General features: G+C 48.3%; 22 protein-coding genes. 10 read left to right on the plus strand and 12 right to left on the minus strand.

From position 1 onward, the window contains the following. Nucleotides 1-15: 15 nt before the first annotated feature. Nucleotides 16-1,590, plus strand: coding sequence for an acyl-CoA carboxylase subunit beta (locus tag L3N51_RS02855; RefSeq protein ID WP_238025341.1), 1,575 nt, complete (start codon nt 16-18; stop codon nt 1,588-1,590). Here L3N51_RS02855 and L3N51_RS02860 read toward each other — a convergent pair. Together L3N51_RS02860 and hel308 are read right to left on the minus strand one after the other, a co-directional pair. Next, entirely contained in the window at nt 1,587-1,763 is a 177-nt protein-coding gene (locus tag L3N51_RS02860) for a hypothetical protein (protein ID WP_238025342.1), read from the minus strand. The genes L3N51_RS02855 and L3N51_RS02860 overlap by 4 nt on opposite strands. Next, nucleotides 1,723-3,825 (minus strand): ATP-dependent DNA helicase Hel308, encoded by a 2,103-nt coding sequence (hel308, locus tag L3N51_RS02865; RefSeq protein ID WP_238025343.1) that lies wholly within the window; start codon nt 3,823-3,825, stop codon nt 1,723-1,725. Before hel308 ends, L3N51_RS02860 begins: the two co-directional genes overlap by 41 nt. Nucleotides 3,826-4,034: 209 nt before the next feature. Between hel308 and L3N51_RS02870 the strand changes: the two genes are divergently transcribed. Then, complete coding sequence (locus L3N51_RS02870; RefSeq protein ID WP_238025344.1) at nt 4,035-5,477, plus strand: APC family permease; 1,443 nt, start codon at nt 4,035-4,037, stop codon at nt 5,475-5,477. 5 nt (nt 5,478-5,482) lie between these two features. Here L3N51_RS02870 and L3N51_RS02875 read toward each other — a convergent pair whose 3' ends face one another. Together L3N51_RS02875 and L3N51_RS02880 are read right to left on the minus strand one after the other, a co-directional pair. Then, nucleotides 5,483-5,851, minus strand: a complete 369-nt coding sequence (locus L3N51_RS02875; protein WP_238025345.1) for a NifB/NifX family molybdenum-iron cluster-binding protein — start codon at nt 5,849-5,851, stop codon at nt 5,483-5,485. Next, complete coding sequence (locus tag L3N51_RS02880) at nt 5,848-6,303, minus strand: PadR family transcriptional regulator (protein WP_238025346.1); 456 nt, start codon at nt 6,301-6,303, stop codon at nt 5,848-5,850. The genes L3N51_RS02875 and L3N51_RS02880 overlap by 4 nt, the downstream gene beginning before the upstream one ends. Nucleotides 6,304-6,521: 218 nt before the next feature. Here L3N51_RS02880 and L3N51_RS02885 point away from each other — a divergent pair, with 218 nt between their 5' ends. The 3 genes from L3N51_RS02885 to L3N51_RS02895 all read left to right on the plus strand — a co-directional run bounded on the left by L3N51_RS02885 (nt 6,522) and on the right by L3N51_RS02895 (nt 13,464). Next, complete coding sequence (locus L3N51_RS02885) at nt 6,522-7,676, plus strand: hypothetical protein (RefSeq protein WP_238025347.1); 1,155 nt, start codon at nt 6,522-6,524, stop codon at nt 7,674-7,676. 101 nt (nt 7,677-7,777) lie between these two features. Next, nucleotides 7,778-11,590 carry a S53 family peptidase gene (locus L3N51_RS02890; RefSeq protein WP_238025348.1) on the plus strand — a complete coding sequence of 1,271 codons (3,813 nt, stop codon included), beginning with the start codon at nt 7,778-7,780 and terminating at the stop codon, nt 11,588-11,590. Next, on the plus strand, nt 11,587-13,464 hold the full coding sequence (locus tag L3N51_RS02895) for a peptide-N4-asparagine amidase (protein WP_238025349.1): 1,878 nt from the start codon (nt 11,587-11,589) through the stop codon (nt 13,462-13,464). The genes L3N51_RS02890 and L3N51_RS02895 overlap by 4 nt, the downstream gene beginning before the upstream one ends. On the opposite strand, the gene L3N51_RS02900 is transcribed toward L3N51_RS02895, so the two are convergent. From L3N51_RS02900 to L3N51_RS02915, 4 genes are all read right to left on the minus strand, one after another. Then, nucleotides 13,373-13,732 (minus strand): hypothetical protein, encoded by a 360-nt coding sequence (locus tag L3N51_RS02900; protein ID WP_238025350.1) that lies wholly within the window; start codon nt 13,730-13,732, stop codon nt 13,373-13,375. The genes L3N51_RS02895 and L3N51_RS02900 overlap by 92 nt on opposite strands. A 142-nt stretch (nt 13,733-13,874) precedes the next feature. Continuing rightward, nucleotides 13,875-14,426 (minus strand): endonuclease V, encoded by a 552-nt coding sequence (locus L3N51_RS02905; protein ID WP_238025382.1) that lies wholly within the window; start codon nt 14,424-14,426, stop codon nt 13,875-13,877. 47 nt (nt 14,427-14,473) lie between these two features. Next, on the minus strand, nt 14,474-14,917 hold the full coding sequence (locus tag L3N51_RS02910) for a protein-tyrosine phosphatase family protein (protein WP_238025351.1): 444 nt from the start codon (nt 14,915-14,917) through the stop codon (nt 14,474-14,476). 32 nt (nt 14,918-14,949) lie between these two features. Continuing rightward, nucleotides 14,950-15,516, minus strand: coding sequence for a GMP synthase subunit A (locus L3N51_RS02915; RefSeq protein ID WP_238025352.1), 567 nt, complete (start codon nt 15,514-15,516; stop codon nt 14,950-14,952). An 89-nt stretch (nt 15,517-15,605) separates the two neighbouring features. Between L3N51_RS02915 and L3N51_RS02920 the strand changes: the two genes are divergently transcribed. The 3 genes from L3N51_RS02920 to L3N51_RS02930 are packed head-to-tail and all read left to right on the plus strand — an operon-like array spanning nt 15,606 to nt 17,823. Next, on the plus strand, nt 15,606-16,868 hold the full coding sequence (locus L3N51_RS02920; RefSeq protein ID WP_238025353.1) for a phytoene desaturase family protein: 1,263 nt from the start codon (nt 15,606-15,608) through the stop codon (nt 16,866-16,868). 21 nt (nt 16,869-16,889) lie between these two features. Continuing rightward, nucleotides 16,890-17,360 (plus strand): DUF2299 domain-containing protein, encoded by a 471-nt coding sequence (locus tag L3N51_RS02925; RefSeq protein WP_238025354.1) that lies wholly within the window; start codon nt 16,890-16,892, stop codon nt 17,358-17,360. Between the two features lie 4 nt (nt 17,361-17,364). Then, the gene (locus L3N51_RS02930) at nt 17,365-17,823 is read left to right on the plus strand and encodes a DUF2299 domain-containing protein (protein ID WP_238025355.1); all 459 of its coding nucleotides are present in this window, start codon (nt 17,365-17,367) and stop codon (nt 17,821-17,823) included. On the opposite strand, the gene L3N51_RS02935 is transcribed toward L3N51_RS02930, so the two are convergent. The 4 genes from L3N51_RS02935 to L3N51_RS02950 form a co-directional block, all read right to left on the minus strand. Continuing rightward, nucleotides 17,761-18,480, minus strand: coding sequence for a carotenoid biosynthesis protein (locus tag L3N51_RS02935; protein WP_238025356.1), 720 nt, complete (start codon nt 18,478-18,480; stop codon nt 17,761-17,763). The genes L3N51_RS02930 and L3N51_RS02935 overlap by 63 nt on opposite strands. A 41-nt stretch (nt 18,481-18,521) precedes the next feature. Next, nucleotides 18,522-19,703 carry an MFS transporter gene (locus L3N51_RS02940; protein WP_342765742.1) on the minus strand — a complete coding sequence of 394 codons (1,182 nt, stop codon included), beginning with the start codon at nt 19,701-19,703 and terminating at the stop codon, nt 18,522-18,524. Nucleotides 19,704-19,719: 16 nt separating this feature from the next. Further along, the gene (locus L3N51_RS02945) at nt 19,720-20,628 is read right to left on the minus strand and encodes a fumarylacetoacetate hydrolase family protein (protein ID WP_238025357.1); all 909 of its coding nucleotides are present in this window, start codon (nt 20,626-20,628) and stop codon (nt 19,720-19,722) included. A 67-nt stretch (nt 20,629-20,695) separates the two neighbouring features. Continuing rightward, nucleotides 20,696-21,037 (minus strand): DUF2173 family protein, encoded by a 342-nt coding sequence (locus L3N51_RS02950; protein ID WP_238025358.1) that lies wholly within the window; start codon nt 21,035-21,037, stop codon nt 20,696-20,698. Nucleotides 21,038-21,278: 241 nt separating this feature from the next. On the opposite strand from L3N51_RS02950, the gene L3N51_RS02955 reads away from it, so the two are divergent. Both L3N51_RS02955 and L3N51_RS02960 read left to right on the plus strand, forming a co-directional pair. Beyond that, nucleotides 21,279-21,686: a hypothetical protein gene (locus L3N51_RS02955; RefSeq protein ID WP_238025359.1), complete on the plus strand. Its 408-nt coding sequence runs from the start codon at nt 21,279-21,281 to the stop codon at nt 21,684-21,686. Between the two features lie 60 nt (nt 21,687-21,746). Continuing rightward, nucleotides 21,747-22,874, plus strand: a complete 1,128-nt coding sequence (locus L3N51_RS02960; protein ID WP_238025360.1) for an MFS transporter — start codon at nt 21,747-21,749, stop codon at nt 22,872-22,874. Nucleotides 22,875-22,890 lie beyond the last annotated feature (16 nt).

Raw genomic sequence — 22,890 nt, forward strand, 5'->3', positions numbered from 1 at the left:
AGGTTTCGATTACACATGACTGCAACTTTCGAAAAACCGGACATGTCAAAGTTAGTTGAAGAGTTAAGAAACCTGAAGGCCAAGGCCTATATGGGCGGAGGGGAGGAAAGAATACAGGCTCAACATGCCAAGGGTAAGCTGACTGCCAGGGAGAGATTGAACCTGTTATTTGACGAGGGAACCTTCAATGAGGTCATGACCTTTGCCACAACCAAGGCTACGGAATTCGGACTAGATAAAAACAAGGTTTATGGAGATGGAGTAGTCACGGGTTGGGGCCAGGTCGAAGGCAGGACAGTGTTTGCGTTTGCCCAGGACTTCACGTCAATTGGTGGAACCCTTGGAGAGACCCATGCATCCAAGATAGCGAAGGTGTACGAGCTTGCGTTAAAGGTTGGAGCGCCAGTGGTCGGGATAAACGATTCAGGAGGAGCTAGGATTCAGGAAGGAGCCGTTGCCCTGGAGGGTTACGGTACAGTCTTTAAGGCCAATGTCATGGCATCTGGCGTGATACCACAGATAACCATCATGGCCGGTCCAGCTGCCGGTGGCGCTGTGTATTCCCCTGCTCTCACCGACTTTATCATCATGATCAAGGGCGATGCGTACTACATGTTCGTAACAGGTCCGGAGATAACAAAGGTGGTGCTGGGAGAGGATGTTTCCTTCCAGGACCTTGGTGGGGCCGTGATCCACGCCACTAAATCAGGAGTTGTCCATTTCATTGCCGAGAATGAACAGGATTCCATTAACATAACAAAGAGGCTGCTTTCCTACTTGCCCTCCAATAACATGGAGGAACCTCCCTTCATGGATACTGGGGACCCGGCAGATAGGGAGATGAAAGATGTGGAGAGCGTGGTTCCCACGGACACGGTTAAGCCCTTTGACATCAGGGAAGTGATATACAGAACCGTGGATAACGGTGAGTTCATGGAAGTTCAGAAACACTGGGCCCAGAACATGGTAGTTGGATTCGGGAGGGTGGCCGGGAATGTGGTTGGAATAGTTGCCAACAATTCAGCTCATCTTGGAGCGGCAATAGACATAGATGCCTCAGATAAGGCAGCCCGATTCATAAGGTTCTGTGACGCCTTCAATATCCCTCTAATAAGCCTGGTTGACACACCCGGTTACATGCCAGGGACAGATCAGGAGTACAAGGGAATAATTAGGCACGGTGCAAAGATGTTGTACGCGTTCGCTGAGGCTACTGTTCCTAAGGTCACCGTGGTAGTTAGAAGGTCCTATGGAGGGGCTCACATAGCCATGAGCATCAAGAGCCTTGGTGCCGACCTCATATATGCGTGGCCCTCCGCTGAGATCGCAGTCACCGGGCCTGAGGGTGCTGTAAGAATCCTGTACAGAAGGGAGATACAGAACAGTAAGTCCCCTGACGATCTGATCAAGGAGAGGATAGCGGAGTACAAGAAGTTATTCGCCAACCCCTACTGGGCAGCAGAGAAGGGATTGATTGATGACGTCATAGAGCCGAAGGACACCAGAAAGGTGATAGCTTCAGCACTCAAGATGTTGAAGAACAAGAGGGAGTTCAGGTATCCAAAGAAGCATGGAAATATTCCCCTCTAAGGCCTTCTTTTCTTCACCAGTAATCTATTTCCATCATATCTGGTATCTTGGGCTAAAGCTCTTAACACCAATTCCAGTTTTTTCAAGGTATCCCTATCTCCCTGGAACGCAAGTTCTTCCCCGTCCTTTGCCCTAAAGAACTCCTCCAATAACTCTTGCAGCGTCCTTGACAACTTTCTCACCTATCTTCTCACCGAGAATTGCCTTAACCTTTTCAGGATTCATTACCAGATCCTCCGGTTTCGTGAGACCGTTCTGGTACAGTAGTCTTCCCCTCTTCCTTCCAATTCCCGGCACTCTCACCAGATCCAGCAGATCTTCCTTCACGCCGTCCGATACCCTCCTGTTGAGCAGGAACATGATATCAGCGTGGGATTCCCACCCCAAGGCCTTACTCACCTGATAACCCGAGTAAGTGAGCCATTCCATGGTCTCCACTATGGATCTTAGATCTCCAGAACCTATCCCATACTTTGATAGAATGGCGTCCTCTTCAACTTCCTCAATCCAATCATGAACAATTAGAGCAATCTTAAGGGCGGAGAAATACTGGAACTCTTCGTCCTCGTCATCTGGCACCTCAGTGAATGTAGGGCATGGCGACCATTCAAGGAGATCATCCTCCTCAGGCTTGCTCACGTTGGCTATGGGTCCGTCTGGTGTCAGGGCTAGCATATGAATGTAGGGAATATCACAGCTTTCTGCCTCGCTCATGGATAGGATGTCCTTGATCAGCTTTGCAGTGAAGGGGTTGATGTAAAGGTCCGCAACCCTTCTCCCGAACTTGGTCAACTTCACTCCTTCGGTGAAGAATCCGTTTTCCCTCAACCAGTTGAGTCCAGCTTCAAGGTAGGACTTCACAAGCTCCTTGTCCAGAAAGGTCTCCTGCGCCATGTTTCTAACCTGATCTTCTGTTGTTCCCTCTTCCGACGCCAAGCCCAGCAAAAAGGAATAGAACGCAGATTCGTTACCTAGCTTGGACTCCAGGGGTTCTGGTGGAGATAGGATGTACTTTTTCGCTATCCTCTCTGAATCCTTTCTGTTTCTCACCACTATCACCGCCTCGCCCTCACTGTCGTAACCAGGCCTTCCAGCTCTTCCGCTCATCTGTTTGTACTCCATAACCGAGATCTCCTCCTGAAAGCCCAGGATCTTTCTGTTGAACCTGTAAATGTCTCCCACTACCACAGCTCTGGCCGGTAAGTTAACACCTGCAGCCAGCGTTGGAGTTGCCGTAATCACCTTGATCACCCTTTTCCTAAACCCCTCTTCAATCAAATCCCTCAGTCCCTTTGATAGACCGGCATGATGGAACGCCACTCCCTTGCTCAATAGCTCCGCTAGAGTTGTCTTTTCGTCTGAACCCGCATCTTCAACTTCCCTCAATCTGGAGATCAGTTCTTCTATCTCCTTTCTTTTGAGCGGAAGATTCAACTCGGCTATCTTCCTTGCGGTGGTTTCTGCCATCTTCCTTGAGTTTCTGAATACAAGGACCTGACCACCATCCTCTACAACCCTCTTGGTGTAGGCGAGAATTCCGTCATTTCCCTTCAGCTGGATGATGGTCCCATCTGAATAGGAAACCATTATCTTTCTGTCATTCACAAGTACGCCTTCCCTCAGTGGGACTGGTCTCCAGTTGGTCTTCACAGGGATGGCGTTGAGCCACTCCGCGATGGCGTCAGCGTTGCTCACTGTGGCGCTTAACCCCAGAAGGTTCCTTTTCTTTGCCCTCACTGCCACGCTTTCCACCACTGGGCCCCTCTTTCCGTCATTCAGGTAGTGAAACTCATCAAGAACGAAATAGTCGGACTCCTTTAACCACGAGGGATTGTGTCTCCAGAGGGAGTCCAGCTTTTCGTACGTTGTGACCACAATATCATATTTACTGAGAAAGGCGTCATCAGTATCGTAATCCCCTGAGGTCATTCCTACCCTGTAACCCAGCGCCTCCCAGTCCTTGAACGTGTTATACTTCTCAGATGTTAGCGCCCTCAGGGGAGTAACGTAGATGGCTCTTCTTCCCCCGTTGAGAAGATGGGAGATCATTCCAAGCTCAGCTATGAGTGTTTTCCCTGAACCGGTGGGTGAAGTCAGGAGTAGTCTCTTACCTTGTAACAAACCCTTTTCAACAGCCTCGCATTGCACGGGATTTAGGGTTACTATTCCTCTCCTCTTCAGCACGTCCCTGACCCTGACATCCATAGGAAGTTCCTCAACACCAATAATTTTCATTAATGGACAAAATCCATTCCACCCTTTATTATATTGCGGAAATCATGGTCCTTCCAGAAGCTTGGCTATCAGAACATCTTAATAACGAATTCCTTTTATGGAATCTTCATGATATAATGAAATAATTTCTCAATTATCACGTTAAGCTATTTTTATTTGCCTGTTACAAGAAGATTTTAAAATCTCTATGGTAATAACATTTTCCCTGAATGTCAAAGGGATCTCAGGAACAGCTAAATGAGGAACCTAAAAGGGTCATAGGAATCCTAGACCTTATATTTCTCTCCTTGGGAGGTCAATCTCCATTTCTCAGCGTGTTAACCTACGGTTTGTACGCATTTCTGCTTGTGGGTACCGGGGCGTCCCTGGCCATTATCCTGGGGACAATCCTAGTCCTGGTTAACGGTCTTTCAGTTTATGTTTTATCTAGAAAATTTACCAAAACTGGAGGATATTATACCTACGCATACTACACATTGACCAAGAGGCTGGGATTCGAAACAGGCTGGTTATATCTTCTCTACTCCTCGATGTATGGTGCTGCATATGTGCTGGGAGCTTCCTACATATTGTCCACTATAATTCCCGTACCCTCCGTGGTTATTGCTTCGGTCATTCTGACAATTTCCAGTGTTTTTGCCATTCTAGGAATAAAACCCACAGCAAAATATGCTATAGTTGCGAGCCTTATTGAAATTAGTATGATGGCAGCTCTGGCAGTATTGTTTATGGCCTCTACCCATTTCTATCTCTATAATCCAATTCCGTCGAATCTTAACCTTAGCACACTAGCCCTAGCAATCCTGTTTGGGTCCTCCATACCAACCGGCTACGGCTCCATCACTCCTCTGTCTGGTGAGGTCAAGAACCCTGAGAAGAGCGTTCCAAGGGCAATAGTGACAGTTATCCTTTTGGGCGGTCTCCTTGCGGCCTTTGATGTATACGGAATAACAGATCACGTCATTTATTTCCATCTAGTAGCAAATCAGCTAAATTTGGTTCAACTCATTGAAGATAGATTTGGATTGATAACTCTCGTTTTTGTTCTTTTTGCTGCTGCCAACGATGGGATATTGGCCACCCTAACTTACATGATGGCCACATCCAGAACCATTTTCGCAATGTCTAGAGGAGGATTCTTACCAGAGCTCCTTGGAAAGCTAGAATCGGGAAGAGGACCAATTAACGCTGTCCTGGTCACAGTGGCCACTTTTGTGGCAATAGTTCTAGGCGGAATCCTGCTTACAGGCTTTAACGCATTTTTAGCGTTCACAATAGCAGGTCTGGTTTCATTGCTGGCCAACATTTTCGTTCATTTGGCGTCAGATTTCTCGTTATTCAGAATTTCTATCACTAAGGTTAACAAGAGAGTTAACTGGCTTGTGCTCTCCCTAGGGGGTATATTGTTTTCATCCTATGAGCTGTTCCAATCCATCAAAACCTCCTCACCGATAATCGTTTACTTCTTTATGGGAACCATAATCCTGGGTTTCTTGGCAGCCGAAATTATAGAGATGAGCGAAGCGAGTAAGGACGAGGAGGATCATGAGGAAAGCAATGGACAACATAATGGACAGGCCAATCATCATGAGAAGTCAAACGAGTATGGGAAAATCAAAGCGAGAAAGTCGGAGGATGAGAAGGTAACCTAGTAGTCTTAGTGATGTATGTGATGTCCTCCGTGACCGTGATGCTCTCCATGTGTGGGTTCATGGGTTTCCATTAGTTCTCCTTTGATTAGTTTATCAAGTGCGTCTTCAACCCTGCCCTCCGCTATGTATATTTTTGCCTTTCCTTCCAGGAATCTGACACCTGGAGGCCCTATCTCAGCCACCACAAAGGCCGTCACTCCCTTATCCAGAGCTGATCTAAGCATATATATTCCCCTAGCAGCGGTAGCCTTGAGTGCTGGATTCTCGTACTCCTCGATCAGCCTTATCTTTTCATCAACTTCGTATATCCTCACCGTGAGTCCCTCTCCAGGTCCATCTATCATGCCATTAGTTACAGGTACAGCGACCTTCATGAAACCACCTTCATTAATCTCTCACTGAGTCTTTTAATTCTATCTGAAATCATGCTTAGTTTCCCTGGATCGTTCCTCTTTAGATCCTCTAGGTAGTCCACGTAAAATTCTATCTCCTCAATTATCTCCTCGGGGGATGAGGGCTCACGTCTCATGCTCTCCTTAAAGCTGGACATCACGGCCATCCTCTGCCGTATTATCTCTATTTCATCTTTGCCTATTTCGGTTAATTCATATTTTCCATCTTCTCTCCTCCTTATGAATCCCTCCTGAGACATTTTTGCCAGCATAGGATAAAGGGAGCCGGGCGAGGGTCTCCACCAACCCTTGGTCATTTCCTCTATTTCCTTCATTATCTCAATTCCGTTCTTGGGCGACTCATTCAACGAGAAGAGTATTACGAACCTTAACCCTCTCCTACCTCCCCTATGACCAAATCCGTGGTGAAACATTGTGTATCTAAATACCGATATCGGATTACAGATATAAATCTTTCTGAGCTCTAAGATGTGGTAAAGGCATTGAAAAAGACCCACGGTATCAGTGATTTCCAGAGAACCATCGAGTGAATATTTGAGGCCAAGTCGAGATGATATCTGGCTTTTGTCAAGGATGCAGATTCTAAGCTATTTTGACAATGTTTTTAAACATCTCGGATGGGATCACTATTATGAACAAGTCTCTAGTTATAGGAGTAATAGCCATTTTGGTGATAGCCGTCGTAGTGATTGGGTTCATGCAGTTATCTGTTCCACATAACACTGTTCAGCAGGCTAAAGTTAATCTTGCCTCAGCGCCCAGCAGTACTGTTCTTCTCTCTCCAGTTCAGGCTCAAGTGTCAACTGGAGTGTCGGGTTACACGGTTGGAGCATGGATGGAGTTAAGTAACTTATCCGGACTGGCTCCAATGAACACTATAACCTCACAGTATCTGGGCAATTTCTCACAAATGGTTGGAACCACCTTCGCGGAGGTTCTAGTTCATAACAGCACTTCCACGGCTATAACTTTCGTATCCAAGGTCACTTCGTCCAATGTTACACAGGACTTTAGAAAACTTGCATTGATCTTAGTTGCAGGTTACAATTTCAACGTAAATAAGAGTGGTAACTTGGAATATGTGTATGGTAACATTTCAAAGTATGGTATAGCGCTTGGCTACAACGGAGAATACCTAGTTGGAGTTATGGTGACAGGTGTAAGTGATCCTTCTCAGGCCTCACTTAACCTATTTATGAACCAGTATCAGGATGCCGTAAATTCTCAATCAGCAGTGGTGCAACCACCCTCCATTTTTGGTAGCGTGAACGAAATGAAGTTGACCTACTGGTCATACATCAACTACACCGCTTTAAACTCCCTTAATCTTTCCACAGGTCTAGGAAACGGATTCATGAGCAATTTCCACGGCATGAAGTTCTCAAACCTTAACATGAGTAATGCGCAGTCAAAGTATCAGCAACTGTTCCATCAATGGAAGCTCAACGTAAGTGCTGGATATCTGGCCATTTACGCTAACAGCTCCTCAATACTTGCGGTTCAAGTGACTCAGTTCAACACGCCATCGCAAGCTCAAGCTCAGTATAACATGACTCTCTCCTTCTATGAAAACATGAAGGAATACACGGGAATGAATTCCGTGATAACTCAAGGAAACTTTAATGGTGCTCCGTACTTCATCGCCAATCCATACCCTATTAACAATAACACACTGGTGCTGGAGTCGGTATCAGGTCAGTATCTAGTTATGGAAACCAATTATGCTCATGTAGCCAGCCAGTCCCTGCTTCTCTCATATCTTCAAAACCTTTTAGGCCAACTATAACTTCTCCAAAGTTACCTATTTTTGATCCTTTTTAGGTCTAAATCAAGAATTGATTTGATATTTTCAAAAAGTTAATATATTGTTCCCGATGCATTAAATGCATGAAACTCGGTTTATTATTGGCCCTGGTCGTTGCTCTTTCACCCATTATTCCACTGCAGGTTAGCTCTTACGCAACCTACTATGGTCCACAGTATCAGGGAACATTCCAGGAGATATTGCCTCCCAGTTCCCAGGTATGCGTGTCGGTTTTCATACCTCCTAAGAACATGAACTACCTATACTTACTGGTCCAGGAGATAGGGAACCATCAGATACATCCCCTGAACAGGTCAGAGCTCATATCCATGTTTGGAAATGTGCAGAAGGAGAGAGAGGTGATAAGTTACCTGAAAAGCCACGGTTTTACAGTGGTGTATAGCAGTCCCTTCTCTGTGATGGCAGTTTCCAATGCCTCTACCGTGGAGGAAGTTTTCCACACTTCCCTCTCCCTGTACAAGAGCGGGACTTTACTATACTATAGACCAGAAACTACACCTATAATTCCCAGCCCTCTAAGCAATTCCCTGATTATGGGCCTCTCAAATTACAGTTTGATTAAGCCTGATCTGGTGGTTCTGGGAAACCTCAGTAATGGACAGCTAAGATTGTCCTCTCCTTCTCCGGGATATTATGGATTCCAGTTCTCAGCAACTTACTACACAGGGAGAGAAATCTCACAGGCTTACAACGTGATACCTGGAGGGAAGAACGTTACAGTGGCCATAATTGACGCCTACGGAGATCCAGAGCTTACGCAGGACGTTAAGGCCTTTGACGCGCAGAACAACCTTCCTCCCATAAATCTCACCATCTTACCGGTGGGACCATATCACCCCATCTATGGAATCTTCACCGGATGGGATATAGAGACAGCCCTGGACGTGGAAACTGTTCACTCCATGGCTCCCTATGCCCACGTCATGGACGTGGTAGCATCTAACCCTGGATCAGCACTATTTGAAGCGGTTGACCTTGTGGTATCGCAGGACTTAGCTCAGGTGGTGTCCATGAGCTGGGGCCTCCCCGAGAACTTGATTGGTGCCTCAGGCTTTTACGCCTACTTCCAGGGCAGTACGCCCAATTACCCGTATCTAGACTATTATTTTGCCCTGGGGACCGCTGAGGGTATTTCGTTCTTCGCATCCTCTGGGGATAATGGTGCTTTTGGTGGGACCTTAACAAGTTACGGTGGTGTCAATTTTCCTGCCTCCTCTCCCTTTGTTACTGCCGTGGGAGGCACTTCCCTTTACGTGAATGCCACATCTGGTTCCATCGAGAACAAGAACGCCAACGTAAGTTATGGATATGAGACTGCATGGGGAGTTCTTCCCCAATACTTTGAACCTGGGATTACTAGCGTCGCGTCGGGAGGAGGTGTTAGTTCACTGTTCCCTGCACCCTGGTATCAGATTCAATATCTCAATGCCTCAACCAGGGAAGTTCCAGACGTAAGTGCAGATGCCAACCCGTATACGGGTATTGTCATCTACGCTGAGGGGGTGGAGGAGGTGATCGGAGGTACAAGCCTTGCCTCCCCCATATGGGCAGGTGTGACTGCCGACCTTGACTCCCAGTTAAATCAGTCGTTGGGACTTCTCAATCCCATGCTCTACTGGATTTACTCAAATTCCACCCTGTATACACAGGCTTTCCATCAGGTGACGGTTGGCTTCAATGGCGTTTACTCTGCGAAGCCAGGCTATAACATGGTTACGGGCCTGGGAACGCCCAACTATCCTGGGCTGCTGAACGCCGTGAAGCAGTATCTAAAGCAGCCCCAACTCAAGATTTCAGTCTCAACCTTCTCGGGAAACCAGAGCTATCCGTGGTATCCATATAACTCCACGGTGAAGATCGTGTCGTATATCACAAATCAGAGCGGGGACATAGTCGGTTCTGGCAATTTCACGGCATATATCTACACGGTCAATGGCCTCCTCATGAAAGTACCTCTGCAGTTTAACGGAACGTATTGGAATGGAATGTTCACGGTGAGTGGAGGACCACCCAACATCTGGTCCATAGTGGTTAGGGGATCCTCCGGCGGTGTTGAGGGCGTGGCTCAGGTGGACATAGATGTGGGGGACTCTGTGGTAATATCCCAGCCAGTTCCCTTCCCCTATTCACTCCCCATACCTCCCAATGAACCTGTTCCAGTTCAAGTGCAGGTGACAGCACCAAATGGAACACCGCTTTCCAACATGTCCGTTACCGGATATCTGGTGAAGAATGGGAAAACTCTGCTGAACTTTACCCTGTTACAGTCGCAGATGCCTGGTATCTATAACGGCCAGTTTTCCCTGCTTCCCAATATGCCACAGGGAACTTATCTTCTGGTCATAAACACCACAGGAGGAACAACGTACACATACCTAACGTTCGGCGACGCAGTTTACGGCACTGTCTATCCTTCTATCATAACGGGATTGCCAGGAGTTGCTCCTGGAGAGAATGTAACCTTCTTCGCGGAGACCATAAGCAGTTTCGGATTAGGCCTATTCACCTCTAATGTCACAGCTTATGTGTATCAAGGAGACAAGCTGGTGGCACAGGTCCCCATGGTTTCGGCCCCAGACACGGTGCAGTACGGTATTTTCCTGCTGTTTGGTCTGAAGGAGGCCAACTTCACCGTTCCGTATAATTTCACCCCGGGAATTTACAGGGTTGTATATCATTCCGTTGTCAATACGTCCGTGGGCCTAGAGTACGGAAACTTCACCACGTGGTTCTATGTAAGTCCCTCGATCAAGACCACCATCCTGATGCCAACCTATCTCTATCAGGGAGAGAATGTGCCAATAAAGGTGAAAATAACATACCAGAACGGAAGCCCTGTCACACAGGGGATGTTCACCCTGACCCTGATGCCCGCTGGCACAACGTTCGAATCTCTCCTGAATGAGGTGAATTACGAGGTACCCCTCCAGTATAATGCCACCCTTGGGATGTGGGTGGGTAACTTCACTGTCCCCTACTTCTCTGGCAATGCACAATTCAGGGGAAGTCAGCCCGGAGTAATTTCAGGCCCATGGATTGGAGTGGTTCAGGGTACCACAGCCCTGGGCTATCCCGGCTTTTCCAGCGAGAATCTATACGTTGCAGATCAGACCTACATGGGTCCTCTCACCATTGGCGAAAACTCCTCCCTGCCCTACGCGGTACACGACGGAAATGGATATACCCTGTATCAGGTATACTCGCCTGACCTCACAGTGAAGGGTGTTTCACTGAACCTTGTGGGCTCTACTGTAAACAACTTGACGGCTATCGACTCCAACGTTACGGTCTCGTCATCTCAAGTAGGGCATATAAATGCCCTGAACTCCACCCTGACTGTTGTTGGCTCCACAATTCGTGGTTCCGGTGTGGCCTTAACGCTGAGTAACTCCAACGTCAGCCTTATCTCATCCTTGGTAAACTCAACCTATGCCTTTAACGTGAGTGGTGGTAACGTGGTACTACAGGGCACCACAATACTGTCACCGCACCTCTCTCTCACTCCTCCCCCCAGAGTCCTGGAGGTCACCAGCAACGTTACCTCTTCCTTCCAGGTGATCAATGTGACCATCTCGCCCTTCCTGAAGCCAGTATCGGTATACTTGAACGGAGAGGCCCAGAACTTTACCTATACCGCAAGCAACGGATCGGTGACACTTCACATCCCATTCCACGCCTCCTCTTTACCTTCCGGAACATATCACTTCGTGGCGGTTCTGAAGAATGGGCTGGAGTACAACGTCTCCTTTAACGTGGACAATCTTTACCCTGAGGCTGTACTTCATCAGCAGATAACATACCTCGAGGTGGGCATAATAGCCCTTGCTGTTGTGGTAGTCATATTATTTATCCTTATCCTGAGGGTGAGAAAATGAAGTCTTGGTTCCTCTTAACCATTCTGATCCTGGGACTTCTCCCAGGGATAGGTGTGATTGCCCAGTCATCTCCGCAACTCCACAGCGTAACCCTCTACAACGTAACCTCCATGCAGGGTCTGGATCCCAAGTACTATTCTTTCGAGGCAGTCGGATATCTTCCGCCGAACGAGACCCCTGTCCTGGTCACCGTGGCGAAGAACCTAGTTTTTAACGACACCGCTTTCAAACCCTACTACCTCAGCGTTCACATCCCCAACGGATCCTACAGTTTCATCCTAATGAATGTGAGCGTGAAGGAGGTCAATGGTACACAGTTTGACCGCCCATTCTACATCTTTGTGGATGGGATACCGGTGTTCTGGGGATCCACACAGGAGATTCAGAACTCCAGTGCCTCCGTGGATCTGACCATGTTTGAGAACCTCCTGCACGGAAACGTGACCTTCGAGCCAGTGCTGGTTAACTTATACGACGCAAAGGTCAACATAACCGGTCTCTACGTGGTCAACATAACTCTGGCCCTCTACCCTGGAAAGGCTCCGGGGAACCTCCCCAACGAGTTCATACCGCTCTTCGTCAACGGGACGTTCAATTACAACTACTCCTATGTGATCCTTAATCCCAACCAGGATAGTTACACCTCTCCCGTGACCATACCAAACGGTACGTACAGGATGACAGCGTTCCTTTACGAGGAGGGAGGAGGTCTTGACGAGTTCTGGTACATCAATGAGCCGGCTACCAGGGATATACTGATGTATTATAACGGCCTGCTGACATCAGTGATACCTCCCTATGAGACAATATACACTGGAGGGATAGATCTGTTCTGGTGGAAGCCACTGCCAAGCATTAACACCCTGGCCTTCCATACCCCATATCAGATTGACCTCACTCCCTTGCTGGCAATGGGAACCAAAGCCAACATCACAGTGTCGATCACAAACTTGGCAACTGCCAAGGAGCTCACGGGAAGTCCCTCTTTCGACTGGGACCTCTCCGGGTTCCTGGCCCTCTGGGTAAATCAGAGCAACCCAATGATCTCTGGAAAGATGGTACAGGCCTATTCCAGGTTCTTGGATTCCTCACCCATATTTGCGGGCGGTTTCTCAGGGGTTCATTATCAGGAGGGCGGAAGCTACACATTGACTTATTCCTCAATTCTGACATTCCTTCATGGAGATGAGATAGCAACAGTATCGCAGAGCGGAAAGTTCTATGCCTCCCAAACCTTCAATAATATCTATCAATTCGCCTACCTGGATGAGACGTTCAAGGAAGTAGCGAACGAGTCCGGGTTTTACACCTCATCCATGTATTTGGCGGGAAACTATCCTGTAACGATGCAGATCTCAGCCTTTGCCACACCAATATCCTCTCCCAATAAAATTCCCTTCAACCTCTCATATGCTCAGAATGGATCCGTGGAGTTAGGGGCTTACTACTCCTACTTCTTCAACCTGAATGGTTACACCACAAGGCAATCCCTCCAAGAAAACCTGACAGCGCAGGGTGGTTTCTCGGGTATAATCGAGGTGATAAACAGTTACAGGGGCGCGGTTCTAGTGAAGCTCACGTCTAACAACGCCCTGACGCAGAAGAGTCTTACCTTCACCTACGAGGAACCCGGGGTAACGGCGTTCAAGGAGAACTTTCTAGCAGAGGCCGGCCAGAATAACTCGGTTAACGCCACAGGGTACTATCTGAAGATACAGAGAAGTTTCACGCCCCTGTCAGGAACGTTGTCTGGAGATCCTCCCTATCACGAGGCGATCAAGGTCACTGAAGATCGTCTGGTGGCATTTCATCAAAGTATTCTGGTGGGACCTCTTCGCTTTGCTCTTCTTCCACGTCCCTACCCTTTTTTGTAGATTGATAGTTCCTCTTGCTTTTTTCCTCAATCTGAATGTACTCCTTCGCTGACTCGTTTAGAACGTAACTTAACCTTTGATAAAGGAGTGCTGCCTCAGCGGTACTCAACTGAAATCCTACCCTGTTCTTTCCGTCATCTATGACTAGAAGCAGTTTACCCTCCTGCGGAAATCCCTTATCGTTCATCACCGGGGAGTCCACCAGTAACTCCAGCGTCTTGGGCTTTCCCTCCTTGTTGAATCTAGGGATTCTGAGAACTCGCTTCATGACTAACAATTAAAATGCAGACACTTTAATCCTTTTGGGGAGTCAAAGTTCCCTTTCCGTGAAGTTGGGGTGCTCCTTTCGAGGGCGGAATGGACCCCCTTTGGGATGAGAACTTGCCCGACCGATTGGTGACGACGAGGGTTTAGCTGATGTCCATCTCGTTCCTATACACCTTGGATAACCTGTCAGCCTCCCTCAACACCTTGGGGTAACCCATCCTGCTGAGCTGGATCACGTCATCCAGACTCACCAGGTTACCAGGACTGTAGTAGTACTTTCCCACCTTGACCCCAACCCTCTCCCCGTTCAGGGTTACGTAGTTCACTCCGCCTTCCTCAACTATCTCACCCACGAGTCTGGATTTAGCCACTCCCACAGTGGGAGTTTCCAGAAGAACGCCCAGCACAGTGGCAATGCCACTCCTTCTTGGGTGGGCTATACCATGTCCGTCCACTAGCAGGAGATCGGGTTTGACGTCCTCCAGTGCTTTTACCATGAGGGGAGCTTCCCTCATGAAGAGTAATCCGGGGATGTAGGGGAAACTCACCCTTCCCTTGACCTTCTTGATAATTTGAGTTTCACCGTCACAGACCACCACTGCAACTCCCATCTCTCCTTTATATGCGACGTCCACACCGCACATCTCTCTTGGCTCCCTCTCCAGTTTCACCAGGTTGACCTGTTTGGCTATCATGTTCTGAACCAGATAGAGAAAGTTCACCAGGTAGTCCTGTTCCAGTTTCAAGGGTTGGTCAACCCGTGAAGAAACATGAACTGTTGCATGGTCTGCACGGCCCCTGGCCTGTATCTCCTTACCTCCTGCACAGCCTGCTCTGGACTCATTCCCTCCCTCACAATCAGGTAGCCCGCAAGGACCGTGCCTGTTCTTCCCATACCGGCCACGCAATGAACCAGGTTGTTACCGCTGTCCAGCCATCTCACAATCTCATCAAATTGTTCCTTCGTGGGGGCATAACCATCTGGGACCGGGACATGGAGGAACTGCAGACCTTCCTCCTTGAGTCGGGAAAAATAATACTCAGGGTTCCCCCACGTATCCTCAATCTCCCAATCCTCAGTTAACACCAGGACTTTCCTGACCCCCTTCCTCTTCCACTCTCGGATCTCCTCCAGATGGGAGGGCATGTGGGATCCGCCCAATCTGTTTCTCCTCACCCAGTACAACCTTTCACCTCAGCTGATCCGCTGTTCTTCATCTACTTTTTACATACCTCAAGAAAGTTTTTAAGTACCTGAGTCCCATGCTCGGTATGTTTAACCTCAGGGTGAAACTGCACGGTGAAGATAGCGTTGTCTGAGTTAACCATGGACTGTACCCTGGTGGTCTCGCTACTTGCAAGAACTCTGAACCCCGGAGGAGGGAACTTCACCTCGTCGTTGTGACTCTCCCATGCATTGAACTCCGAGGGAATACCTCTTAGGATGGTGTCATGGTCCTCCACCTTGATCCTGACCAGCCCGAACTCCGGAGTGTTAGCCCTATCCACGACTCCTCCCAGGACGTGAGCTATGAGCTGATGCCCCAGACAAATACCCAGCTTCGGAACGCTGAGCTCCCTAACGAAGAGGGGCGAGTTCCCCATCCTATGTAATTCCTCCTTCACGGATTGGGGACCTCCGCTGAAGATCAGGCAGTCATATCCCTTCACCCTCTCCAGGGATAGGGAAGGATCCACGGTTTCAATATCCCCTCCCAGATACTTCACGTTCTTCAGGATGAGGTGATTGTACTGACCACCGAAGTATATTAGTCCTATCTTCACATTTTACCTGATGTGGAAGGGATTTTAAGCTCATGTTCCTCCCAGTTCCTGTCCAAAAGTCATTTTACTTCTTTGGGGAATTGGGTCAAATGAAAGCTCTGGTAATAGGGGCTGGACATAACGGGCTTATCGCCTCTTACTACCTTAGGAAGCTGGGTCTGGATGTGACGGTTCTTGAGGCCTCCCACAGAACGGGCGGAATGACCGAGAGTGCCGTGGAGGGCAAGGCAGTAATAAGCAGGGCCTCCTATGTTCTTGGGGTGATGCCCGAATCCCTGAGACAGGAATTCGGGATACCCGTCATAGAGAACGATATATTTCAGACCATTGAATATGATGGAAAATTGATCCCCTTCTACAGGGATCCCAGGAAGAGAAGGGAGATTCTAAATAGATATTTCCCTAGGTTCTCGGAGTTCGAGGATAAACTCCTCAAAATGAAGGAGATCATGTCGAGATTCACCTTCACTTCAAGACCTCCCTCAAGGGAAAAGGTACTTGAGGTAGCGGAATCGGAGGGAGTCCCTGAGATAGTGAGGGAAACCTCTCATCACTTCCTGAATGAGTATCTTCCAAGAGATGTGCACAGATACTTCATTTATCCTTCCATGGAGGACTCTCCGGCTTACGTTGTGGCCTATTTTTATAACGACTGGTCACTTGTTCCAGGGGGAATGGGGACAGTTGCCAGTTACATAGAGAAGAAGGCCAGATCCCTGGGGGTCGAGATTGTAACTAGGAGTAAGGTTGATCAGATCTTGGTTAAAAACGGTAAGGTAACTGGAGTGAGGGTAGGGAAGAAAGAGATAAAGGCAGACCTCGTTGTGTCAGCTATCAGCCCCGTCAGCACTTTCTCCATGACTGAACCCTTGAGCGACCTGAAACTGGATCCAGGAAGGGGAGGATGGGTTAAGTATAACGTGGTGTTTAGGGAAGGGGTAAAGGTCAAGGAGGAACTCAAGCCTTACTTACAGGGCATAATAGATCTGGAGGTTGGAGAGATTGTCATGCCGTCAGCCGTGGACAATACGCGCGGGGCCCCCGTTCTTGAGTTCATGGGTGACAGGGAAGAGGTTCTCTCCATGTTCTCTGGAGAGATAATTTACGAGGAGAAAATAAACGCGGAATATGCGTTAAAGCACTATCATGCACCTGCAGGAAATCTCAACCACTTACCCATGAGATACCCCTATCTCTTTGACGGGAGGCCAATGAAGGGATGGGGATACAGGACTCCCGTGAAGGGCCTCTACCTTTCAGGGGCTGGCACCTACCCGGGTGGTCAGGTCACGGGCATTCCCGGTTACAATGTGGCGTTGGCCGTGGAGGAGGACCTTCGACAGGGTTTTTAATTCCTGGACTCATCTCCCCCTATGGAGAATAAGATAAAGGAGTGGTTAACTGGACTGGGAATGAAGGTCTGGACTCCTGACGGTGCCAAGGAGTACTTTCATGTTAGCGTATCCCCTCCTCAGGGTGCTCCAGTGGTGGATGTGGTACGTCCCACAAACATGACTCCCTTCTACATTGTGGGAATGGGTATAGCAGTGCATCAGACCCACCAGGACATGCTCAGGAAAATGAGCACCTCCACCAGGAAAGCTTTCATTGACGAGATAAAGTATTACCTCATGGAGATGGAAGTCGACGTGGCGTTTCTACCGCCAGGTCAGGAGATTCCACAGCTGATAAATGTAAGCAAGGTGATCTATGAAGACGGCCTGAGGGCCAACGACTTTCTTGAGGCCTTCTACTCGGTGAGGAATGCCGGAACCTACGTGATTCTGAGGTTCCTGGATGCCTTTGGGGCTGGGGAAACAAAGCCCAGCACCATGTATGGGTGAGATCATGGATCCAGTGAAGGTATTCAGGTCTCTGGGACTTAACGTGAAGGAAGTTCCACAGGCGAAGGAGTTTCTCCATCTGGCCATCTCTCCTCAACAGGGTGGACCCCAGCTGGAGCTCATTAAACCGGATAAGGACTCAAGGGTATACGTCCTGGGAATGGCTGTTGGAATTCACCAGTATCATCAATCCCAGCTCAGGTCACTTCCTCCCAATGAAAGAAAGGAATTCCTCAATGGGTTGAGATACAGGCTGTTAAGGATGAAGGTTGATGTTGGTTTCACTCCGCCAGACGATGAGATCCCTCAACTGATATTCGTGAGCAGGGTAATGCTGGATGAGGACCTTACAGAGAACGACGTGATGAACACCATGTACAAGGTGAGGAACGCGGGTACTCTAGTTATTTTCATGTTCGCTGACAGATTTGGCGTGCCCCAGCCCACGAGCAAGTACATGTAGAAGGAGAAAGGAAAGGGAGGCCACTACAAAGGATATGAGAGAGGGAAGCACTAGTCCGGCGAAGTAGTCTTGAAGGGCAAGGTCCAGAATGAGCCCGTAGACAAAGAGAGAGGCCTTTACGTCGTACTTGAAGGTAACCCTTCTTCTCCATGTAAAATAGATTAGAAGGGAGATGGCGTACCACGACACGAAGTTGGAGATGGGTACGCCAAAATACTGACCCGGTGTAATCCAGTGCCAGTCAAACCTGGAGAACAGGGGATCAACAGTGAGATCTATCATCACCATGATCCAGGAGGAAATGAAGGGATTTCCCGATGGAAGGTACGAGAAGTAAGCCAGAGTGGACCAGAGGAAGGGAATGATAAGCGGTACCCCTAGGATTTCATATCCCAAACCCGACGTGTAATAGTATTTACCGAAGGGGAAACCAGTATGTACCCCCAGGAACTCGAAGAGGTATCCGATCAGAAATCCTATAATGAAGAAGAGCACGGAGCCCTTTCTCAGCTTTGTGTAGGAGTGATAAAAATATACGGATATCAGGACAAGAATGGGTATACCTAGATTGAATCCCGGAAGGTTAGTTAGCTGGGGAATGGTGGCCAGGAAAAGGTAAACTAGATAGGCATAGGCAACTATCCATATCCTTTCCATGACAGTGTATTTCCAGGACGGGATAAAGTATCTTGAGGAGCCTACACGGTCTTAGGTCTCTCCTCCTTTCTCTCCTCCCTTTCTTTCAAAAGCGCGTAATAGAGAATTCCACCAAGGGTCTGCGCCACTCCTCCTATCTCAAGGGGTAGGGCAAAGCTCTCCTCAAGCAGGTATCCGCTCGCTCCAGAGCTCATCTGTGAGAGTCGTGTGGCCACTCCCTGAAGGCTGGATGCGGTACCGAAGTCGTCCTCTGATACTCCTCTCACGTTCACTGCGGTCCTGTTGGGCATACCGACACCGGCGTTAAATCCCCTGATCACGTAGAGTGCCCCCGCCAGTGGTAGAAAGGGAGACACTGCCATGGCTATGAGAAATCCCCCGTTCATTATCCTGGTTAGCGACGCCAGCCTAAGCGCATTCCCAGATATCCTAGTGGCCACATAGGAACCCAAAGACGTGCTCAGCGAGGCGCCTGTGAATATGGCCCCAATCACAAGGGGCGAGGCATGGAAGCGCAGGCTAAACCAGAGGGGTAGAAGTGGAATAGCCAATCCAACTCCAGCCCCGGAGAGCGTGTTTGAGGCTATTATTTTGGACACATACTTAAGACTCCCCTTCCTCATGAACCTGCTACCCTTTCTCTCACCCTTACGTTCCTCCACCCTTAGGATACACAGGGCGGAAGCGAAGAGTAGTCCCGACGCGACGGCAAAAAGGAAACGGAAGTCATTCACGTTTCCAAAGGGTAAATAGTCATGGAAACTTAGCAGAATTCCCCCTCCTGCTCCAGCCAAGGCTGAGACTGAGGTCAACCTTCCCATCCTCTTTACCCTTTCCTGATCCTCCCTCCAGTTCCTCGCGATCAGAGCAGTCAACCCAGGAGAGAAGGCCCCTCTGGCTCCTCCAGCAGTACCTCCCAAACCTGTAACTATGGCAGATGGTATCACGATCACTGGATTCCTAGTGGAGATGAGAAGGATGAGGGCAATGGCCGGTACAAGGTCCCCAAGAATCAGTGACTTCTTGTAGCCTATCCTATCACCCAGCATGCCCAAGGAGAGGGAGAACCCAGCTATGTACCCCGTCATTCCCAGGAATACCAGACCAATTATCACCGGTGAAAGTCCTAGGGTTGAGAGGTAAAGGGAGCTAGATATTGTCACGAACATTATCCCTACGCTTCTAAGGGCCCTGGAGAGAAGGAGCCAGTTAAAGGAATCCAAAAAATCACCAAGATCCTTATTCCTGTTCCACTTTATTTCTTAGTGTTCCAATCCCCTCAATAATTGCCTCCATGACATCTCCCGGTTTGAGGTACTTTCCCTTTGCGAACCCAACTCCAGGCGGAGTACCTGTGGAGATTATATCACCCGGGGAAAGGGTAATTCCCCGGGAGGCCCAGCTCACCAGTTGCTGGACATTGAAGATAAGATCTCTAGTGTTGCCGTTCTGTTCAATGTTACCGTTAACCTTCAAGGTCATGGAGAGGGAGTTGGGGTCTCCGATCTCATCCCTGGTTACAATCACTGGTCCCACAGGTGTTGTCCTATCCATGGCCTTACCCCAAACCCAGTTCTGGCCATAGGGGTTCAGCGTCTTAGGCCATCCCTCTGGAAACTGCCAATCTCTCACCGAAACGTCATTAAACACTGTGAATCCGAAAACGTAATCCAGGGCACGTTCAGGCTCTATATACTTCCCAGGTTTGCCTATAACTATGCCCAGTTCCACCTCCCAGTCCAGTTTTTCCGTGACCTTTGGTCTTATGACAGGCATCTCGTGCCCCACGAGGGAACTTGCGAATTTTGTGAAGAAATATGGTTTGGGTGGCGGTGCTGTCCCCGCTTCCTGACCATGAGCCCTGTAGTTAACTGCTGGGCACAAAATCTTCTCTGGATAGGGTACAGGAGGTGACCATTCCAGCGTACCCGTGAGTTCAGCCTCCTTAGGCCACTCCCTTTCCAGTTCATGAAGGACATTCATTACAGGTTTCCCAAGCATGATTAATTTCTTCATATCAAGGAGAAAACCTGGCGCCTCCTTAGTTCCGTACACCAGCTTGTAGGCCTCATAGAGATCGAGCCTCCTTGAATCTCTCTCCAGGCCTATCCTAGTTTCGCCAAATTTTAGAAAGGTGAAGAGCCTCATATCCGCTCTTAATTGGGGAAGGAAAAAAGCCTTACTTGAATTTCCGCTTTAGAGATTTGTCTCCCGTCTATTTGGCTACTTCCATTAATGTCTTGAATATCTCGTTGAAGTCAGCCTTGGCCATTTCCACGAAAACGCCGTATTGACCCATCACGCAGACTGCATAGTCGCCAGCTGCCACTGCCCATCCGTGAAATGGAGACCACTTCATTCCAGAAAACTTAGTGAAACCCTCAGCCTGCATCCTCCCCATCATGGTGTTCGCTGCACACATCATAGCTACCATCTCCGCCATATCCTTTGGTAGATTTCCCTTGTACTCCACTAGTTTCCCGTCCATGGTGTATTTACCTGCTGCCACTGCTCCCTTCAATTTCATTAGCCTTTCCAGCTTTTCCGACTCGGACATGTTTATCTACTTTATATTGTATCAATCATATATATAAGATTGATGATTAAACATTTCAAATTGCAAAGTAAACTAAAATAAATGATGTTCATCATTCCAACTTATTCTGTAATTATAGTTCACTTTAACAGGGTTTAATTTGGACCATATAAAAGTCACGATTTAAATATTGCAATATTTAGTAAATTAACATCACCATATCTTAACACTTGTATAAAAGAGTAGACGCAGAGATTTTAGTATGCCAACCCTGGAAACGCCCTACTCTGTACTTAATGAGGTGGCGAGAGATGTGTTAAGGAGAAGCGGAAAATCTGTGAAGGCGGAGATAGAACTGGTACCGTTTACTCCATCCGTTCTAGGATTTGTGAGAGCAGGTCAGAACGTCATTTATGTGAACACCGTGCCTCTTAGTGGGATCCCTCAGTCCGATCTGTTTGAGTATCTTTACGTGGTAATCCTGCATGAATATCTTCATCTTCTGGGGATAGCCGATGAGAGGGAGGTGAGGAGAGTAACTCTGGAGATTGTGGACGAGAAGTTCGGTGAGGGAAGCTTCGCGCACAACCTGTCACTGAATCTGGCTGACCCCAGGGACGTAATGCTCATGGAATCCTGGAAAATGGGAAAGCCTCACACTTACATGTAATTGAGATTCTTCATATGTAGAGCAGAAAATTAATACCATTTCTTCAATCTGTGTATAACCTTGAAACCGTTGAGAACTTACGCTGTACTGAAGAGTCTGGCCAACAACCTATCTCAACCCTTCATCACGTTCACCGCGGCCTCGTCTGGAGTTGTGAACGAGTATCTGGGTATAATTAGCTCAGCCTCCACCGTGCTAACTTCAGTCTCTGAGTTCATAACTGCCCTCTTCAGGGTGAGGGCGCTCAACATGTTGATTTTGGGAAATCTCATCTCAGGAATTGCCTGGATTATCATGTCTCTTTTACCCTTCACTGGCCCTTATATTACCTTAACCTACTGCGTGGCGGAGTTGGGTCTTGGAATGTCATTAATGGGATGGAACCTAGTGATGGAGAAGCTGAGTTCCACATCTAGGGGAGAGGTCCTGACACAATACACGGCCTATGCCAATGTTGGAGGGCTCATTGCAACTCTTGGTGCAGGGATATTCGCGGGATCGTCGTTACAACTCATCAAGGTTCCCTTCATTCTAAGCGGGGTAATCACCCTGTTCACGATCCTAGTGTTGAGGCAATCTGACGTTGATTATGAAGATCCTGCAAGGAGATTTCACGTTCCCAGGAGCATGTGGGGTTTCCTCTCACTCACCACCGTATTCACCTTTTTCTGGTCCTTTGCCTGGCCCCTTTTCCCTCTGGCACAGATATACATCTTTCACATGAATTACGTGAATATTGCGATCATCTCGGTAATTGGAGGAATCTCCTCCCTTATCATGAGGAGATGGGTGGCGAGACTAATAACCAGAAACAGGAGGATAGCCATGTTCCTGGGAAGGGCACTCCTCACTGTTTTTCCCTTATCCTATGTCCTATCTCCAAGCGTATACTACATTTATCTGGCTGAGGTTGTTGCGGGCTTCACGAGCATGGTGGGGTCAACTGCGTACATAAGTTACCTGTATGATAGCTCCTCCAAGGAGGATATGAAGGTGGCCCTAGCTTTCTACTCTGTTCTGCAAGGTTTGGGGGCCCTCGCTGGGTCAGTGTTATCAAGTTTCATACTGAACCTTCTTATTCCCTTTCTGGGGCTAGTGACGGATATTAGGGCCCTGTTACTAACGTCGGCCGTCCTGAGATTGATCACCTCCTTCTGGTATCTAAAGCTGAGGGAAGTTAGGTCGTGATCCTGGTGGTCCCTTC

The sequence above is a fragment of the Metallosphaera javensis (ex Hofmann et al. 2022) genome (genome assembly GCF_022064045.1).
GTDB lineage: Archaea > Thermoproteota > Thermoprotei_A > Sulfolobales > Sulfolobaceae > Metallosphaera > Metallosphaera javensis.

What these genes read in the sequence shown, in the direction of transcription:
- L3N51_RS02880 (WP_238025346.1), bottom strand. Translation starts at nt 6,303, where the DNA reads ATGTTTCACCACGGATTTGGTCATAGGGGAGGTAGGAGAGGGTTAAGG.
- L3N51_RS02925 (WP_238025354.1), top strand. Translation starts at nt 16,890, where the DNA reads ATGGAGAATAAGATAAAGGAGTGGTTAACTGGACTGGGAATGAAGGTC.
- hel308 (WP_238025343.1), bottom strand. Translation starts at nt 3,825, where the DNA reads ATGAAAATTATTGGTGTTGAGGAACTTCCTATGGATGTCAGGGTCAGG.
- L3N51_RS02900 (WP_238025350.1), bottom strand. Translation starts at nt 13,732, where the DNA reads ATGAAGCGAGTTCTCAGAATCCCTAGATTCAACAAGGAGGGAAAGCCC.
- L3N51_RS02875 (WP_238025345.1), bottom strand. Translation starts at nt 5,851, where the DNA reads ATGAAGGTCGCTGTACCTGTAACTAATGGCATGATAGATGGACCTGGA.
- L3N51_RS02885 (WP_238025347.1), top strand. Translation starts at nt 6,522, where the DNA reads ATGAACAAGTCTCTAGTTATAGGAGTAATAGCCATTTTGGTGATAGCC.
- L3N51_RS02890 (WP_238025348.1), top strand. Translation starts at nt 7,778, where the DNA reads ATGAAACTCGGTTTATTATTGGCCCTGGTCGTTGCTCTTTCACCCATT.
- L3N51_RS02920 (WP_238025353.1), top strand. Translation starts at nt 15,606, where the DNA reads ATGAAAGCTCTGGTAATAGGGGCTGGACATAACGGGCTTATCGCCTCT.
- L3N51_RS02955 (WP_238025359.1), top strand. Translation starts at nt 21,279, where the DNA reads ATGCCAACCCTGGAAACGCCCTACTCTGTACTTAATGAGGTGGCGAGA.
- L3N51_RS02855 (WP_238025341.1), top strand. Translation starts at nt 16, where the DNA reads ATGACTGCAACTTTCGAAAAACCGGACATGTCAAAGTTAGTTGAAGAG.
- L3N51_RS02950 (WP_238025358.1), bottom strand. Translation starts at nt 21,037, where the DNA reads ATGTCCGAGTCGGAAAAGCTGGAAAGGCTAATGAAATTGAAGGGAGCA.
- L3N51_RS02895 (WP_238025349.1), top strand. Translation starts at nt 11,587, where the DNA reads ATGAAGTCTTGGTTCCTCTTAACCATTCTGATCCTGGGACTTCTCCCA.
- L3N51_RS02870 (WP_238025344.1), top strand. Translation starts at nt 4,035, where the DNA reads ATGTCAAAGGGATCTCAGGAACAGCTAAATGAGGAACCTAAAAGGGTC.
- L3N51_RS02935 (WP_238025356.1), bottom strand. Translation starts at nt 18,480, where the DNA reads ATGGAAAGGATATGGATAGTTGCCTATGCCTATCTAGTTTACCTTTTC.
- L3N51_RS02945 (WP_238025357.1), bottom strand. Translation starts at nt 20,628, where the DNA reads ATGAGGCTCTTCACCTTTCTAAAATTTGGCGAAACTAGGATAGGCCTG.
- L3N51_RS02930 (WP_238025355.1), top strand. Translation starts at nt 17,365, where the DNA reads ATGGATCCAGTGAAGGTATTCAGGTCTCTGGGACTTAACGTGAAGGAA.
- L3N51_RS02905 (WP_238025382.1), bottom strand. Translation starts at nt 14,426, where the DNA reads ATGATAGCCAAACAGGTCAACCTGGTGAAACTGGAGAGGGAGCCAAGA.